At 62.0% G+C, this 16,332-nt stretch carries 14 protein-coding genes and 1 tRNA gene; 4 read left to right on the forward strand and 11 right to left on the reverse strand.

The genetic code is table 11. The annotated features are described in order from the left end of the window. The first annotated feature begins 1 nt into the window (after position 1). Complete coding sequence (locus V3C40_RS22290) at positions 2–739, forward strand: AIM24 family protein (RefSeq protein ID WP_034753505.1); 738 nt, start codon at positions 2–4, stop codon at positions 737–739. 6 nt (positions 740–745) lie between these two features. Here V3C40_RS22290 and V3C40_RS22295 read toward each other — a convergent pair whose 3' ends face one another. Together V3C40_RS22295 and V3C40_RS22300 are read right to left on the reverse strand one after the other, a co-directional pair. After that, complete coding sequence (locus V3C40_RS22295) at positions 746–1,543, reverse strand: enoyl-CoA hydratase (RefSeq protein WP_331778554.1); 798 nt, start codon at positions 1,541–1,543, stop codon at positions 746–748. A gap of 42 nt (positions 1,544–1,585) precedes the next feature. Further along, positions 1,586–2,215 carry a head GIN domain-containing protein gene (locus V3C40_RS22300; protein ID WP_070305483.1) on the reverse strand — a complete coding sequence of 210 codons (630 nt, stop codon included), beginning with the start codon at positions 2,213–2,215 and terminating at the stop codon, positions 1,586–1,588. 175 nt (positions 2,216–2,390) lie between these two features. Between V3C40_RS22300 and V3C40_RS22305 the strand changes: the two genes are divergently transcribed. Next, entirely contained in the window at positions 2,391–2,948 is a 558-nt protein-coding gene (locus V3C40_RS22305; protein ID WP_331778555.1) for a flavin reductase family protein, read from the forward strand. Between the two features lie 143 nt (positions 2,949–3,091). Here V3C40_RS22305 and gdhA read toward each other — a convergent pair whose 3' ends face one another. The 8 genes from gdhA to V3C40_RS22345 form a co-directional block, all read right to left on the reverse strand. Continuing rightward, a complete protein-coding gene (gdhA, locus tag V3C40_RS22310) occupies positions 3,092–4,435 on the reverse strand; it encodes an NADP-specific glutamate dehydrogenase (protein WP_034753510.1) in 1,344 nt (447 codons plus the stop codon). Positions 4,436–4,648: 213 nt separating this feature from the next. After that, the gene (locus V3C40_RS22315; RefSeq protein WP_331778556.1) at positions 4,649–5,896 is read right to left on the reverse strand and encodes a DUF819 family protein; all 1,248 of its coding nucleotides are present in this window, start codon (positions 5,894–5,896) and stop codon (positions 4,649–4,651) included. A 182-nt stretch (positions 5,897–6,078) separates the two neighbouring features. Next, positions 6,079–7,440 (reverse strand): prephenate-dependent tRNA uridine(34) hydroxylase TrhP, encoded by a 1,362-nt coding sequence (trhP, locus tag V3C40_RS22320; RefSeq protein ID WP_331778557.1) that lies wholly within the window; start codon positions 7,438–7,440, stop codon positions 6,079–6,081. Between the two features lie 176 nt (positions 7,441–7,616). Beyond that, a complete protein-coding gene (locus tag V3C40_RS22325; RefSeq protein ID WP_070305491.1) occupies positions 7,617–7,862 on the reverse strand; it encodes a DUF1059 domain-containing protein in 246 nt (81 codons plus the stop codon). Between the two features lie 66 nt (positions 7,863–7,928). After that, complete coding sequence (locus V3C40_RS22330) at positions 7,929–10,283, reverse strand: acyl-CoA dehydrogenase (RefSeq protein WP_331778558.1); 2,355 nt, start codon at positions 10,281–10,283, stop codon at positions 7,929–7,931. Between the two features lie 123 nt (positions 10,284–10,406). Beyond that, positions 10,407–10,739 carry a hypothetical protein gene (locus V3C40_RS22335; RefSeq protein ID WP_070305493.1) on the reverse strand — a complete coding sequence of 111 codons (333 nt, stop codon included), beginning with the start codon at positions 10,737–10,739 and terminating at the stop codon, positions 10,407–10,409. 322 nt (positions 10,740–11,061) lie between these two features. Continuing rightward, positions 11,062–13,398 (reverse strand): PKD domain-containing protein, encoded by a 2,337-nt coding sequence (locus tag V3C40_RS22340; protein ID WP_152546481.1) that lies wholly within the window; start codon positions 13,396–13,398, stop codon positions 11,062–11,064. A gap of 289 nt (positions 13,399–13,687) precedes the next feature. Beyond that, positions 13,688–13,763: transfer RNA gene (locus V3C40_RS22345), tRNA-Phe, on the reverse strand. A gap of 119 nt (positions 13,764–13,882) precedes the next feature. Between V3C40_RS22345 and V3C40_RS22350 the strand changes: the two genes are divergently transcribed. Then, on the forward strand, positions 13,883–14,653 hold the full coding sequence (locus tag V3C40_RS22350) for a hypothetical protein (protein ID WP_331778559.1): 771 nt from the start codon (positions 13,883–13,885) through the stop codon (positions 14,651–14,653). 20 nt (positions 14,654–14,673) lie between these two features. Here the strand turns inward: V3C40_RS22350 and V3C40_RS22355 are convergent, their stop codons facing one another. Beyond that, positions 14,674–15,105 (reverse strand): hypothetical protein, encoded by a 432-nt coding sequence (locus V3C40_RS22355; protein ID WP_331778560.1) that lies wholly within the window; start codon positions 15,103–15,105, stop codon positions 14,674–14,676. Positions 15,106–15,325: 220 nt separating this feature from the next. On the opposite strand from V3C40_RS22355, the gene V3C40_RS22360 reads away from it, so the two are divergent. Then, positions 15,326–16,309 (forward strand): cytochrome-c peroxidase, encoded by a 984-nt coding sequence (locus tag V3C40_RS22360; protein WP_331778561.1) that lies wholly within the window; start codon positions 15,326–15,328, stop codon positions 16,307–16,309. Positions 16,310–16,332 lie beyond the last annotated feature (23 nt).

Genomic DNA, 16,332 nt, shown 5'->3' on the forward strand with positions numbered 1-16,332 from the left:
CATGACGATTTACACTCCCGATACCTTGCCGAAGAACGATAACCTGAACCGTTTTTCGTATGTCATCGACGTCAAGGAACAGATCTTCATTCGCAAGGGCAAGATGATCGCCTTCTATGGCGAACTGCGCTTCGAAGCCATGGGCAGCAGCGTGCTCGACCTGATCGTGCGCAATGCCTTCAATGCGCCGAAATACATCCACCACTTTGTCGTCGCGCAAGGGCAAGGCCAATTGATCCTGGGCGACAACGGCAACGACCTGGCCTGCTACGACCTCGATAACGCCAACATGACCATCCGCGCGAAAAACCTGCTGGGTTTTACGAAGGATGTGATTTGCCAGGAATCGACCTTGCCCGGCTATCTGACCATGATAGGCACCGGTAAAGTGATCGCCTCGTCGAACGGCCCCGTGCATTTCCTCGAGTTGCCATGCCGCGTGGACGAGCAGGCCGTGCTGGGCTGGGCCGATTGCCCCAGTCCTTCGTATCACTACGATTACGCCCACGTGCAGGGCTGGGCCTCGGCCGCCGGCGCGCTCACGGGCTTTACCCTGTCGGGCGAGGAAAAGCAGATCGACTTCACGGGCGCCGGCACGGTGCTGGTGCAGTCGTCCGAGCTGGACGTGACGGGCAGCTCGGCCCTGGCCAACCTGCTGGCGCAATTGCCGATGCTGGGCAAGGAAGACCTGGGGACCTTGAGCTTGTCCGTGCAGCAGCAGATGAAGCAGGAGCGTTAAGTTATATTACGGCCGCGCCCAGTTGGGCGGCCGCTTTTCCAAGAAGGCGGTGACGCCTTCTTCCGCATCCTCTTCCATCATGTTGCGCGCCATCACGTCGCCCGCATACGCGTACGCGTCGTCCAGCGGCAGCTGGCGCTGCCGGTAGAACATCTGCTTGCCGTAGCGGATGGCCGTCGGGCTTTTCGCCATGATCTGCTGCGCCAGGCGCGCCACGGCGTCGTCGAGCGCCGCGTCGGCCACCGTTTCATTGATCAGGCCCCAGTCGGCGGCCGTGTCGGCGTCGATGAAGCGCCCCGTCACCAGCATGTCGAAGGCCCGCTTGGGCGACACATTGCGCGACAGGGCGACCGATGGCGTGGCGCAGAACAGGCCTACGTTGATGCCGGAGACGGCAAAACGGGCGGAGGCGCCCGCCACGGCCAGGTCGCAGCTGGCGACCAATTGGCAGCCGGCCGCCGTGGCGATGCCGTGCACGCGGGCAATCACGGGCACGGGCAAGGTTTGAATGGCTTGCATCACGCGCGAGCATTGCGCGAACAGGATTTGATAATATGCAAGCTGGCGCGTGGCCTGCATCTGGCGCAAATCGTGGCCCGCGCAAAAGGCTTTGCCTTCGGCGGCCAGCACCACGCAGCGCACGTGCGGCTGCTGCGCGATCGTGTCGAACGCTTCCTGCAGCGCGGCCAGCATGGCTTCGGACAGGGCATTGAATTGCAGCGGGCGGTTCAGCCGCAGGGTGACGAGGCCATCGTGCTCCTCGCGCAGTACCAGCGGCGCTTCGGTATCATGTGTTGCGGTCATGCGGTCTCCAGTGGCCTGATGGCCTTGTTGTTCTAGGAAGTCTTATTTTGCGGCATTGACGCTGCCGATGCCGGCGATCGATTTGTGCACGATCTTCGGCTTGCCGTAGTAGGTCAGTTCGCCCATGCCGCGCACCACGGCGTTCAGCTCGCCCGAGGAATACACCTTGACGGAGCCGATGCCTTCGAAATTCACATCGACGTTTTTCGCCAGCAAGGCTTTCGTATCGACCTCGCCCACGCCTTGCGCCTTCAGGCGCAGCCAGTCGACCTGGCCATCGGCGGCCAGGCGGCCCGCGCCCTTGTAGCTGATGTCGACTCGTGGGCCATTGAGCTTGGTGAGGATTTTTTCGCCCGCGCCTTCCGCGATCAGCTTGCGCAAGGTGGGCATGGTGATGATGATGCGCGGATCGCCCTCGGTCTTCTTGATGTCCTTGTCCTTCATGGAAATTTTCAGCTCGCCATCGACCACTTCCGTGATGACGCCGCTGAGGAATTTCTGGTCGCCGCGCAGCAGCAGGCTTTGCTCCTTGCCCGATTCCACTTCGATGCTGATGGGGCCGCGGATGTCGATGGCGTTGAAGGCGGCTACCGTGCGGGTTTGCTCGTCGGCATGCGCGAGGGTCGAGAGGCAGGCGAGGGACAGGACTGACAACAGGAACAGAGGACGCATGGCGGTTTCCTTGAGTAGTTGATCAGTGTATTCTATGTTGCAACATCTCCAAGGGGGAGAAATTTGCGATGAACGGCACAAATCGCGGTGCCGATGACACGCCGCGGCCGGCCAGCCGCGCGCCCGGCAAGGCGCCGTTGGTCTATGCTATGGCGTACCGCGTCCTGGAGAGCAGATGAAAAATTACCACAAAGAAGATTATCCCGTCGCCGATATCCGGCGCTTTCTCGAACCGGGGCCGGTGGTGCTCGTCAGTTCAACGTGGCAGGGCGAAAGCGACGTCATGACCATGGCCTGGCACATGCTGATGGAATTCACGCCATCGTTGCTGGGCTGCTTTATTTCCGACGCGAACCACAGCTATGAAATGATCAAGCGCAGCATGGAGTGTGTGATCAACCTGCCCACGGCCGACATGGTCGACCAGGTCGTCGCCATCGGCAATTGCAGCGGCGAAGACACGGACAAGTTCACGGCCTTCGGCTTGACGCCCCAGCCAGCCGAACTGGTGGGCGCGCCCCTGATCGCCGAGTGCTACGCCAACTTCGAATGCAAGCTGGCCCAGGTGGCGGGCAATCCGAAAGGCGGCTTCTTCATCTTCGAGTGCGTGAAAGCCCACGTGGCCACCTCGCCCAAGCTGCCGGAAACGTTACATTACCGCGGCAACGGCGAGTTCATGGTGTCGGGCCGGACCATCAGCCGCAAGAGCCTGATGAAGCCGGAGATATTGTAGACACCTGACCAAACCTACTGCGCGTCGATATAGGCGGCCTGCGATGCTCACCGTACTTGAGTACGGTTGCGCTTCTTAGCCACCTCTATCTTCCGCTCGCTACGGTTTTGTTAGGTGTCGTGAGGCCGCTTAAATCACCCCCCTTAAATCACGCCCTGCGCCAGCATCGCATCGGCCACTTTCACAAAGCCGGCGATATTGGCGCCATCGACATAGCTGACCGTGCCATCGGCGCGCGTACCGTATTGCTTGCACGCGGCGTGGATGCCCTGCATGATCTGCAGCAAACGCGCATCGACTTCCTCGCGCGGCCAGGAAATTCGGGCCGCGTTCTGGCTCATTTCCAGGCCGGACGTGGCCACGCCGCCCGCATTGCTGGCCTTGCCCGGCGCATACAGCACGCCGGCCGCTTCGAATGCCTTGGCTGCCTCGATGGTGGTCGGCATGTTGGCGCCCTCAGCCACACACTGCACGCCGTTGGCGATCAAGGTGCGCGCGTCGTCGATATGCAATTCATTTTGCGTGGCGCAAGGCAGGGCGATGTCGACCGGCACATGCCATGGCGACACGCCGGCCTCGAAGCGCACGCCCGTGCGCGCGGCGTAGTCGCTGACCCTGCCATACAAATGATTCTTGACCTCCATCAGGATGGCCAGCTTTTCCGGCGTAAAGCCTGCCTCGTCGATGACGGTGCCGCTCGAATCGGAGACGGTGATGACTTTCGCGCCCATCGCCATGGCTTTTTCCACAGCGTACTGCGCCACGTTGCCCGAGCCGGACACGGACACGCGCATGCCTTCGAACGAGCGGCCCCGCGTTTTCAGCATTTCCTGCGCAAAATATACGGTGCCGTAGCCCGTCGCTTCCGGCCGCATCAGCGAGCCGCCGAAGCTGGCGCCCTTGCCCGTGAACACGCAGTCGGCGCGGTTGCTGAGTTTTTTCATCATGCCGGCCATATAGCCCACTTCACGCCCGCCCACGCCGATGTCGCCGGCCGGCACGTCCGTGTCCGAACCTACGTGGCGGAACAGTTCGCTCACGAACGCCTGGCAGAAGCGCATCACTTCGCCCGGACTCTTGCCCTTTGGATCGAAGTCGGAACCGCCCTTGCCGCCGCCCATCGGCAAGGTCGTCAGCGCATTCTTGAACGTCTGTTCGAAGGCGAGGAATTTCAGCACGGACAAGGTCACGGAAGGGTGGAAGCGGATGCCGCCCTTGTACGGTCCGATGGCCATGCTGTGCTGGATGCGGTAGCCGCGATTGACTTGTACTTGCCCGTGGTCATCGACCCACGACACGCGGAACATCACCACGCGCTCCGGCTCGATCAAGCGTTCCAGCAAGCCTTGTTCCGCATATTTCGGGTGCTGCTCCAGGAATGGCCACAAGCTCTCCATGACTTCGGTGACGGCTTGCAGAAACTCGGGTTGACCTGGATTGCGTGCGGCGACATGCTGGACATACTCGTGAGCAGATGCGTATTTCATCAGAATTCCATGGAGGTAATCGGTTATTTGGACAACTATCATCGCAGATTTTGCACAAAAATGGTGCGGAAATTTGGTTTTGAGGGGTTTCTGCTACATTGTGGGGATTTTTTGGGATGCTGCGGCCGATGCGAGCCGTAAACGACAACGCCAGCCCTAAGGCTGGCGTTGTCGTCATTCTTGCGTGCCTGGCTGGTCAAGCCAGGACAGGCATCACCCCGCCATGCTGCGCAGAATCAAACCGGTGATGTAGGCGCCGTAGGTGCCCAGCGCGTAGCCGAGCACGGCCAGCAGGACGCCGACGGGGGCCAGGGATGGGTGGAAGGCGCTAGCGATGACGGGGGCCGAGGCGGCGCCGCCAATGTTCGCCTGCGATCCCACGGCCATGAAGAACAGCGGGGCGCGGATCAGCTTGGCGACGAGCAGCATCAGGCCGCCATGCACGGCGATCCAGATCAGGCCCAGCAGGAACAGGAAAGGCTTGTCGAACAGGGCTTTCAAGTCCATGCGCATGCCGATGGTAGCCACCAGCACGTACAGCATGGCCGAGCCGATGGTCGAAGCGCCCGCGCCTTCCAGGCTGCGCGCCCGGGTAAAACTGAGCAGCAGGCCGAAGGTGGTGGCGAGCACGACGATCCAGAAGAAGTTCGACGTCAGGCTGTAATCCTGCAAGCGCCATGCGGCGGGCAGGGTGCTGATCCAGCCGATGATGGGGCCGGCCAGGAAGTGCGACAGGCCCGTCACGCCCAGGCCCACGCCGAGGATGATCATGATGTCGGTCAGGTTGGCTACGCGCGCGTGCTGGGCGCGGTAGCTTTCGATGCTGTCCTTGAGCGCATTGATGGCGGACAAATCGGCACCGGTCCAGCGGTCGAAGGCGCCCGCGCGGCCGGCCAGGAACAGCAGCACGGCCGTCCAGACGTTGGCCACCAGCACGTCGACGGCGACGAACTGGCCAAACAGCGTCGCATCCACTTCAAACACTTCCTTCATGGCCGCCTGGTTGGCGCCGCCGCCTATCCACGAGCCGGCCACGGTGGTCATGCCGCGCCAGGTGTCGCCGGCCACCGTTTCCGGGTGGATCAAACGCAAGGCTTCGAACGAGACGAGGGCGCCCAGCATGACGCCCAGGGTGCCCGTCAAAAACATGATGATGGCCTTGGGACCGAGGCGGATGATGCCGCCGAAATCGATGGCCACGCACAGCAGCACCAGCGCGCTGGGCAGCAGATAGTCGCGCGCCACGGCGTACAGGCCGGACGCGTTGCCGTCGATGATGCCGAACGTGTTGAGCAACGCCGGGATCAAATAGCACATCAGCAGCGACGGGATATACGTGTAGAACTTTTTCCAGAAGCCGTCTGGGCGGGAAGCGCTCCAGAAGACGGCTCCCAGGGTCATGGCGAGCAGGCCGAGGACGACGGCGTCATTGGTGATCAGGGCGGGTGTGGCAGGTGGCATCGGGGATTCCGGTGAACGTGTCAGGGACGCACGGGATGCCGATAAGGCCCCGGGCGCGGGTGGCCGTATCGTATAGCAATGTTGAAGCCTAAACAAATTATTTAGGTAGTGCCAGCCGGAATTTTTCTTGTCAAATCAAACACTTGTAGACTGCTTCGCTACCCCGCGCAGCAGACTGGCGGTTACAAATAACGGGCCAGCAAGGCCTTGTCGAGAGCGCCGTCAAGTTCGATGCGCACGAAGTGGCCGCTGCCGGGCGCCACCTGGATCTCTTTGCCGTCATCGCTGAGCATGCGGGTAATGGTGACGTCGCGGTTGCCGCCCGGATGCACGGCCTCGATGCGGTCGCCCACGGCGAAGCGGTTTTTCACTTCCACCCTGGCCCAGCCGTCCGCCACGCCCAGCACGTCGCCCACGTACTGGCTGCGGTCCGCCTCGGACGCGCCGCGCATGTAGTTCTGGTGCGCCTGCGTGTGGTGGCGCTGGTAAAAGCCGTCCGTGTAGCCGCGGTTGGCCAGGCCTTGCAGCTGGCCCAGCAGGCTGATGTCGAAGGGGCGGCCCGCGACGGCGTCATCGATGGCCTGGCGGTAGACTTGCGCGGTGCGCGCCGCGTAGTACAGCGACTTGGTGCGGCCCTCGACCTTCAGCGAATCGACGCCGATTTTCACCAGGCGCTCGATATGCTCGACGGCGCGCAAGTCCTTCGAATTCATGATGTAGGTGCCGTGCTCGTCTTCGAGTATCGGCATCAGCTGGCCCGGGCGCTGGGCTTCTTCAATCAGATAGGGCTGGTCGGCCAGCGGGTGGCGCGGTTGCTGGTGCAGGGCGGAAAACGCATTGTTGTCCGCCTCGGCCAGCGCCTGGTGAAATTCCAGCGGCACCACCTGCATGCCGCCCAGGTCGCCGCTGGCGTCTTCGGACGCGTTTTTCACCTTGTAATCCCAGCGGCAGGAATTCGTGCAGGTGCCCTGGTTCGGGTCGCGGTGGTTGAAATAACCGGACAGCAGGCAACGGCCCGAATAGGCGATGCACAGCGCGCCGTGAACGAAGACCTCGAGCTCCATTTCCGGGCAGCGCTGGCGGATTTCCTCGATCTCGTCGAGCGACAGTTCGCGAGATAAAATCACGCGCGTCAAGCCCATGCGGTGCCAGAACTTGACGTCGGCCCAGTTGACGGCGTTCGCCTGCACGGACAGGTGTACGGGGACGTCCGGCCACTTGTCGCGCACCATCATGATCAGGCCCGGGTCGGCCATGATCAGCGCGTCGGGGCGCATGGCGATCACCGGTTCCATGTCGCGCAAATACGTTTTCAGCTTGGCGTTGTGGGCGAAGATATTGCTGGCGACAAAGAACTGCTTGCCGCGTGCATGCGCGCCATCGATGCCCTCCTGCAAGGCTTGCAAGGTCGAAAAATCGTTATTGCGCACGCGCAAGCTGTAGCGCGGCTGGCCCGCGTAGACGGCGTCGGCGCCATAGTCGAAGGCGGCGTGCATCTTGGCCAGGGAGCCGGCAGGCAGGAGGAGTTCGGGAGCGTGGCGCATGGAGGATGGGCAAAGCCGGCGATCTTATGCTGGCTGGCCGCATATTGCATTGCCTTGGGTCAAGGGATTGGCATCCGCTGCCGGCGTGCTCAGGCGTCAGGCGTTCAAGCCTGTGTGTCCCTGGTGCCGCTCGTGCCGGGCTTGCGCTTTCAGCAACCGGCGCAAGCCCTGGCCGGCTAGTGCGCATGCGCGGTCCCGCTGTTGCCGGCCTGTCCCGTCATGGGCAGGTGTTCGGGCGGCATGCCGTCCTTGAACAGTTGACGCAATTGCTGGCGCAGTTCCGGCGTGTCGTGGTGATGGTGTACCGAGACCGCGTGCTCCACGGCAATACCCAATAGCTCTTCCTCGCTATCGGCCGAGATGGCCACCGAGCAATGCGTGTCGCTTGGGAATTCCCGGCAATCGATGAATTTGCGCGTCATGATCGACTCCTTTCCGAAAAGAGCGGGCACAGCACCCGCTCAATTCAGTATAGGCCGCAAATTCGCCTAGGCGGCGCGGCTGTTGATATCGGCCCCGTGCGCCTGCAAGTGTGTAGGCTGCGCCGCAGCGGGCGCAAAATCGTCGACCTGTATCAAGCCGTCGACCAGGCGCGCATAGTCGAGCAAGGTGTTGTGCTCCTGGCAGCTGACCGAACCCGCCGCCTTGGCTGCGGCCAGCCACTGCTGCATGGCGGACAGGCTTTGCGGCAGGTGCCGCAGGGCCGCGCCTTCGGGCGTGTCTTTCAGGCGTTTTTCGATGTGCAGGATGTCGGGCAGCAGGGCGAGGGCCCGCTCGGCGCAGGCCACGGGGTCGTTGCTGTCGTTGGCCACATAGCCGTCGGCCAGCAGGCGTTCGCGGTCGGCGCCCGGCGTTTGCAGGGCCAGCGCCACCTCGCTGCCCAGTTCGTCGGAAGGCGGACGGTGGGGCAGGCCAAACGGAAACAGCAAGGTGCGCAGCAGCGCCGCCAGCACGCGCGCGGGGAAATTGTCGAGCACGCCCGTCAAGCCCTGCTGCGCCTTGACCAGCGCATCCTGCAGCGACCAGTGTACATAGGGCAGGTCGGCCTCGGGACGGCCATCGTCTTCGTAGCGCTTCAGCACGGACGACGCCAGGTACAGCTGCGCCAGCACGTCGCCCAGCCGGGCGGACAGCCGCTCGCGGCGCTTGAGTTCGCCACCGAGCACGAACATCGACATATCCGTCATGACGGCAAACGCCGTCGACAGCCGCGTCAGGGCGCGGTAGTAGGGTGTCAGTACAGGCGCGCCGGCATCGGGCACGGCCGCCAGGCGCGCGCCGCCCAGTCCGTACCACAAGCCCCTGGCCAGGTTGCCCAGCACAAAGCCGACATGGCCAAAGAAGGCCGAGTCGAAATCGTGCAAGGCCTTGCGGCCGTCGCTTTCGCTGACGGCAGCCATTTCTCTGAGCACATACGGATGCGCGCGGATGGCGCCCTGGCCGAAGATGATCAGGCTGCGCGTGAGGATGTTGGCCCCTTCGACCGTGATCGCGATGGGGATTTGCTGGTAGGCGCTGGCGAGGAAATTGTTGGGGCCGATGCAGATGCCCTTGCCGCCGAGAATATCCATGCCGTCGTTGACGAGCGCGCGGCCCCGTTCCGTGACGTGGTATTTGACGATGGCGGAAATGACGGCCGGCTTTTCGCCCAGGTCGACGGCGTGCGCGGCCAGGGTGCGCGCCGCATCCATCAGGTACAGGTTGGCGCCCATGCGGGCCAGCGCTTCCTGCACCCCTTCGAACTTGCCGATCGGCATGTTGAATTGGCGCCGCACGGCCGCATACGCGCCGGTGCCGCGCACGGCCATCTTGCCCATGCCCACGCTGGACGAGGGCAGCGAAATGGCGCGCCCAGCCGCCAGGCACTCCATCAGCATGCGCCAGCCTTTGCCCACTTGCGCCTGACCGCCGATGACCCAGTCGATGGGGATGAACACATCGTTGCCCGACGTGGGGCCGTTCTGGAAAGCGGCGTTCAATGGATGGTGGCGGCGCCCGATCACCACGCCGTCGTGGCTGGCGGGGATCAGCGCGCAAGTGATGCCGGGCGCATCGTTGTCGGACAGCAGATGATCGGGGTCGCTGGTCTGGAATGCCAGGCCCAGCAAGGTTGCCACGGGCGCCAGGGTGATGTAGCGCTTGTTCCACGTGAGGCGGAAACCGAGGGTAGCGCGGCCCTCATGCATGCCCATGCAGACCACGCCCAAGTCTGGAATGGCGGCCGCATCGGAACCCGCGTACGGGCTGGTCAGGGCGAAGCAGGGAATCTCGGTGCCGTTGGCCAGGCGTGGCAAATAATGGTTTTTCTGTTCTTCTGTGCCGTAGTGCAGCAGCAGTTCGGCCGGTCCCAGCGAGTTGGGCACCATCACGGTCACGGCCAGCGCCGAACATCGGCTCGACAATTTCATCACCACTTGCGAATGCATGTAGGCGGAGAATTGCTTGCCGCCATATTGCTTCGGGATAATCATGCCGAGGAAACCTTGCGCCTTCATGTAGTCCCACGCCTGGGATGGCAAATCCTGCGCCTGCTGCGTTTCCCAGTCGTTGACCAGTTCGCACAGCCGCTCGACGTCGTGCTCAAGAAAGTGGCGCTCCTCGGCCGTGAGCGTGGCGCGTCCATAGCTCAGCAGCTTGGGCCAGTCGGGTTTGCCGGAAAACAGGTCCGCATCCCACCACGTGGTACCGGCTTCGAGCGCGTCACGCTCCGTGTCGGACATCGTCGGCAAGATGCGCTTGAACAGGGCCAGCAGGTGTGGGGTAATCAGGGCGCGGCGCACGGGGCCGGGCGCGAACAGTACAACCAGGCCCAGCAGGGCCACCACCAGTATGATCGTCAGCATGCGATATCTCCCTGTTATATGACAACAGGATAGGCCGAGATGGCGAATGTTACTGTGCGGTACAGCGCATACGCACAACGCCAACCGGATGGGTTGGCGTTGTGGTGTCCGGAGTAAAGCGTATTAACGTTGTGGAACGACAATCACCGTGTCGCCCGTCTTACCTTTGGCGCCGTCGTCGCCCTTGGCACCATCGTTGCCTTGTGCTCCAGTGGCGCCCTTGGCGCCGTCATATCCGGCGGCACCGCTGTCGCCGGTCTGTCCCGTGGCGCCGGTGGCACCGGTCGCGCCGGCAGGGGCTTCAGCGCCCGTGGCACCCGTCGCGCCGGCAGGACCAGGCGCGCCGGCAGGGCCGGGAACGACTTGTACGACGGTGGGTGCGGGTGGTGCTTCGCGCTGGCAAGCCGTCAGGGCAAGGGTAGAGGCGAGCGCGAGCAATATCAGGGTAGTTTTCATGATGCATCCTTTGGCAGTGTGCCGTAATGTACGGAACGGCTCGACGGCGTCGGGCGCGAGTTTCGCATGGCGGTGTAGCGGGGAGAACTGGCCAGGTGGCCGTTGCGCCGTGTCGCGCAGGGCGCTGGCGGCGGGAAGGGTGTGTGGTCTGCCTGCAGCATGGGCTCTTGGGCCGCTGCAGTCCGTACGTTTGCGTACACAGCGGTGGGGCGGGAGAGATTTTGTGCAAAGAAAAACAAAAAAGCCAACCCGAAGGTTGGCTGAGGATGTTCAAAGCGGGCTGGCAGCTCCCTGATTGATCGTCTGGTGCTGCCTGGCGCGTTTATTTAACGGTGAAACTTTTGTCGTAGCCACCATTCGTACTTGTATATCCTAATGTGTCACGGAACGCTGTCCAGCCAACCACCCATTGCCCCGCTTTGGCGCCTGCGGGTATCGTCACCGTTGAACTGAACGTAGCATGCTTCGCGTCGCCGGATGCCAGCACCCATTTGCTGTCGATGCGTGTTCCGCCGATATCGGCGATGTTGTACCAATAGGGATTGGGCAGGACGTTGAGATTGATCCCGGTGGCATCTGTCACGATGACGGTGGTCGTCACCAGTTGACTTGTCTGAGAGACATCAACGGTGGTGGGATTGACGGTGATGGCTGAAACGGCGGGACCCGATGTGTCGCTGAGTCCATTACTTTGCACGGTGAAACTCTTTTCGTAGCCGCCATTCGTACTCGTATATCCTAATGTGTCACGGAACGCTGTCCAGCCAACCGTCCAGGAGCCGGCTTTGGCGCCTGTGGGTATCGTCACCGTTGAACTGAACGTAGCATGCTTCGCGTCGCCGGAGGCCAGCATCCATTTGCTGTCGATGCGGGTGCCGCCGATATCGGCGACGTTGTACCAATAGGGATTGGGCAGGGCGTTGAGATTGACCCCGGTGGCATCTGTCACGGTCACCGTGGCCGTCACCAGTTGGCTTGCCTGCGAGACGTCAACGGTGGTGGGATTGACGGTGATGGCTGAAACGGCGGGGCCCGACGTGTCGCTGAGTTCATTACTTTGCACGGTGAAACTCTTTTCGTAGCCGCCATTCGTACTCGTATATCCTAATGTGTCACGGAACGCTGTCCAGCCAACCGTCCAGGAGCCGGCTTTGGCGCCTGCGGGGATCGTCACCGTCGAACTGAAGGTGGCATGCTTCGCGTCGCCGTAGGCCAGCACCCATTTGCTATCGATGCGGGTGCCGCCGATATCGGCGATGCTGTGCCAATAGGGGTGGGGCAGGGCGTTGAGATTGATTCCGGTGGCATCTGTCACGGTCACCGTGGCCGTCACGCGTTGGCTTGCCTGCGAGACGTTGACGGTGGCGGGGGTGACAGTGATGGCTGACACGGAGGGTCCCGATGTGTCGACGGCACTGGCGCTGACAGTGACCGTTGCATCCGCACTGCTCGCTTTGCCATCGTTGACGATGAGCTTGGCGACATACAAGCCGGAGGCATCGGCGGTAAAGCTGGTCCTGGCTGCGCTGGCAGAGGACAAGGTGGCCGTACTGTTCGCCGGTTTTTCCGTCAGCATCCAGGCAAACGTCAAGACATCGCCATTGGCATCCGAGCTGGCGCTGCCATCGAGTTCGACCACGCTGCCGGACAAGACATTTTGCGCGTAGCCTGCGTTCGCAACCGGCGCCGCATTGGCTACACTGGCCGTAATGCTGACCGCCGCGGCGTTGCTGCTGACCTTGCCGTCGTTGACGATGACGCTGGCGACATAGGTGCCAGCCACATCCGCCGTAAAAGTGGGCCTGGCGGAGGTCGGCGACAACAAGCTTGCCGTGCTGCCTGCCGGTTTGGATTGCAGGGTCCATGCATAGCTGAGTGTACGGCCGGCATAGGCCGAGCTGGCGCTGGCATCGAGGGTAACGACAGTGCCCGTTACCACGCTTTGTGCCGGCCCGGCCTGGGCGACAGGGGGGACTGCGGCAATATCGGCGATGACTTGCTTGATGGTGTCTGGATTGCTGATCTTGGCCAGCGCGGTCACGACCTGGGTAAGCTGGGCGGCATTGATTTTTATTCTGAGCGCATCGAGAACCCTGTCCTGTGCATCGCCGCCGGCGGGGTTGCCTTGCGTCGCCGCTTTCAAGGGCGTGGAAAGGAAATCAGCGAGCGGGGTCGTGTCGACGACACCGCTCAGTACCGCAGCCACGTCGGCCTGCGCCGCTTTCACCGCAGTGCTATTGATCTTGCTGCCGGCAATAGCGGAGTCAAACGCGGCAAAGAAGACCGCGGGTTCGTTACCCAATACCCGCGCCGTCAGCATTTCGGTCAGTGGCGTGATGTTGGCAGTGGCGGCGTTGCCGCTTCCCAGCACGAGCGTGTGTAATTTCGAACCATCAGCCGGATCGGTGATCTGGAGCAGGCACGGTAGTTGGCCACCGGCGGCGGCAAGGCTGTAGCTGCCGTCGGCCAGCGACGTGGCGTTGCCTGTGCCCGTCTGGCATTTGGCAGTAATCATGGCGCCAGCAATTGCTTTCCCCGTTGCGGCAGTGCCGTTGACGGTTAATTTTGCCGGGTTAGCAGGGGCCGGTGAGGAGCTGCTACCACCACCACCGCATGCAACGAGCATGCACGAACCAAGCATAATTGCCAAAATCTTCATCGAATATATCCATTTTCAATTTTTAAAGTGATGCCATGTGGCGTCACGTTCAAACGGCCAAGCTCTTGCCGAAGTCAGTCTGTTAAGGGAAATTATATATCTTTAAGCAATATTTTATGCCTTGAAATTGAAGGCTATGCACTTGAAGGGGCGTAGGGATGTATTTTTTCATGTGGCGCGCAGCGCTGCGCGGCTTGCAGCGTGACTGGCGACAGGCTGGACGCGAGCAATTCAGCAAACAAAAAAGCCAACCCGAAGGTTGGCTTTTTGCTATGTGCTGCTGAATTCTTGGTGGCCCGGGGCGGAATCGAACCACCGACACAAGGATTTTCAATCCTCTGCTCTACCGACTGAGCTACCAGGCCAAGGCGGCGAATTATAGCAGAAAGACTTTCTACCTGACCAGAGCTAGCTGTGTTCAAATGCAACAGATGGCCAAAACATGGTGTTTTGGCATCCTTGTATGACCCGAAGGGATGTGGCGATGCAGCGACGTATTGGAGTGCAGGGCCTGGCGGTGGCGGGCTTGTTCAGTTTGTTTTGCGGCGCGGCCCGCGCCGACGGGTTGGCCGATCTGACTGCGGCGCTGGCCCGATTGCAGGGCCAGATGCCGATCAAGGCGCAGGTGGAATCGAAAAGCTGGCGCCGCGAGGGCGAGGGCAAGGCGGCGGAAGAGGATAGCGGCCAGGCGACAGTCACCGTCGAAGGCGGGCCGGCGGGCTTGCAAGTGCTCTACGGCAAGGATTTGCTGGCGAAAGTGGAGGCCGAGCAGCGCGCCAGGGTGAAGGATCCGAAGGTCAAGACGCCGATCGGCTTTGCGCTGGGAGAAATGAAGGCGACGGAGTTGCGTTCCATGGTGTCGGCGGCGGACGCCCTGTCGCGCGAGATCGAGGAAGCCGTGTTCAGCAGTGAAAAGATGGATAGCTACAAGGGCAAGCCGGCGCGTCTGCTCAGCTTTACCTTGTCGCTCGACAAGGTAGCTGAGAAAGACCGCAAGTATGTGAAGAAGTTCGAAGGCGGCATCGAGGTGTGGATCGCCGCGGACGGCACGCCGCTGGCCAGCCATTTCCACTTTGACGTGAGCGGGCGCGCCTTTGTGGTCGTCAGCTTTACGCAAAAGTCGGACGAGACGCGCCAGTATGGCGTCAGCGGCGACCATTTATTGTTGCTGCGCAAGGAGAGCAAAAACACCACCTCAGGCGCGGGCGAGAGGGTGGAGAGCAAGATCGTCAAGACCTTGCAATTGCAATCCTGACGTGTTGCCGGCACATTCGATTACATGGCGGCGTTGCCGCCCATGGCGCTCTTTTGCAGCACGCAGCGTCCCGCTTCGCAGGTGGCGCCCGGGTCCGTGACGATGGAGCAGGTCGACATCATGCCGTCCGTTTGCTGCTGCTTGCGGCTGGCCTCGGCTTGCGCCTGGGCCAGTGCCTTGAGCTTCTTGCCGTCATTGTTTTTGCTGGACCAGGCCAGGTAGCGCTCGGGGCCGCCGCAAGCCTTGGCGCCGATCGCGATGGTCTGACATTGCTGGGTGGAATCGCAGGCGGCGGTGCCCACTTCCGCCTGGATTTGCGCCAGCAAGCCGGCATTGCCGGGGGCGGGCGGCGCATCATCTTGCGTGGGGGCGCTGCCGCAGGCGCTGGCGGCCAGCAGCAGGAAGCTGGCGCACGTGGCGCGCAACAGGGCGGAGTAGGTAGGCGTTTTCATGCCTTCATCATGTGCCACGCTTGCGTAAATGGCAAGCGCGATTCGCACTTGGCCAGAACCTTGATCCCGGTCATTTCCATTGTCAACCCGTCAAAGTTAATATAAATCAACATCCAATCAGCGATGTACGGGTGGCGACCGGGCCGGCGCGCTGCATTCCCGCGCCGGCGCGCGCCGCCGATTCGGGAATGTTTCCAGGAGTTAGACTATGCGCCGCACCATGTCCCCCTTCCTTTTCATCGCCAGCCTCGCTCTCAGTGGCGCGCTGCACGCCGCCAGCAAGGAGCCGATCCAGCCCATCACTGCCGCCAAGGTTGCCAATCCAGCGATGGTCGAGCTGGGTAAGAAACTGTTTTTCGATCCGCGCCTGTCGCGCTCGGGCTTTATTTCCTGCAACAGCTGCCATAACCTGAGCATGGGCGGCACGGACAATATCAAGACCTCGATCGGCCACAACTGGCAGCGCGGGCCCATCAATTCACCCACAGTACTTAATTCCAGCATGAACGTGGCGCAATTCTGGGATGGCCGCGCCAAGGATTTGCAGGAGCAGGCGGGCGGCCCCATCGCCAATCCGGGCGAGATGGCTTTTACGCACGAGCTGGCCATCGACGTGCTGGCCTCGATTCCCGCTTACCGCGCGGAGTTCAGGCAAGTGTTTGGCCAGGACAAGCTGTCCATCGAGCAAGTCACGCGCGCCATCGCCGCCTTTGAAGAGGTATTGGTGACGCCCGGTTCGCGCTTCGACCAATGGCTGTCGGGCAAGAAAAGCGCGTTGACGAAAGACGAACTGGCCGGCTACCAGCTGTTCAAATCGAGCGGCTGCATCGCCTGTCATAACGGTCCCGCCGTGGGCGGCAACACTTTCCAGAAGATGGGCGTGGTGGAACCGTACAAGACGGCGATGACGGCTGAAGGGCGCTCGGCCGTGACGGGCAAGGATGCGGACCGCTTCAATTTCAAGGTGCCGACCCTGCGCAACGTGGAGCTGACGTATCCGTACTTCCACGATGGCGAAGCGGCGACCCTGACGCAGGCCGTCGACGTGATGGGCCGCTTGCAGCTGGGCCGCACGTTTACGCCCGATGAAAACGCCAAACTGGTGGCTTTCCTGAAAACCCTGACGGGCAAGCACCCGCACATCGTGCTGCCGATCTTGCCACCATCGTCGGATACGACGCCACGGCCGGTGCCGTTTGACTGAGTGAGTGTGGTGTCGGATTACGC

The organism is Janthinobacterium sp. LS2A (genome assembly GCF_036543145.1).
GTDB lineage: Bacteria > Pseudomonadota > Gammaproteobacteria > Burkholderiales > Burkholderiaceae_D > Janthinobacterium > Janthinobacterium aestuarii.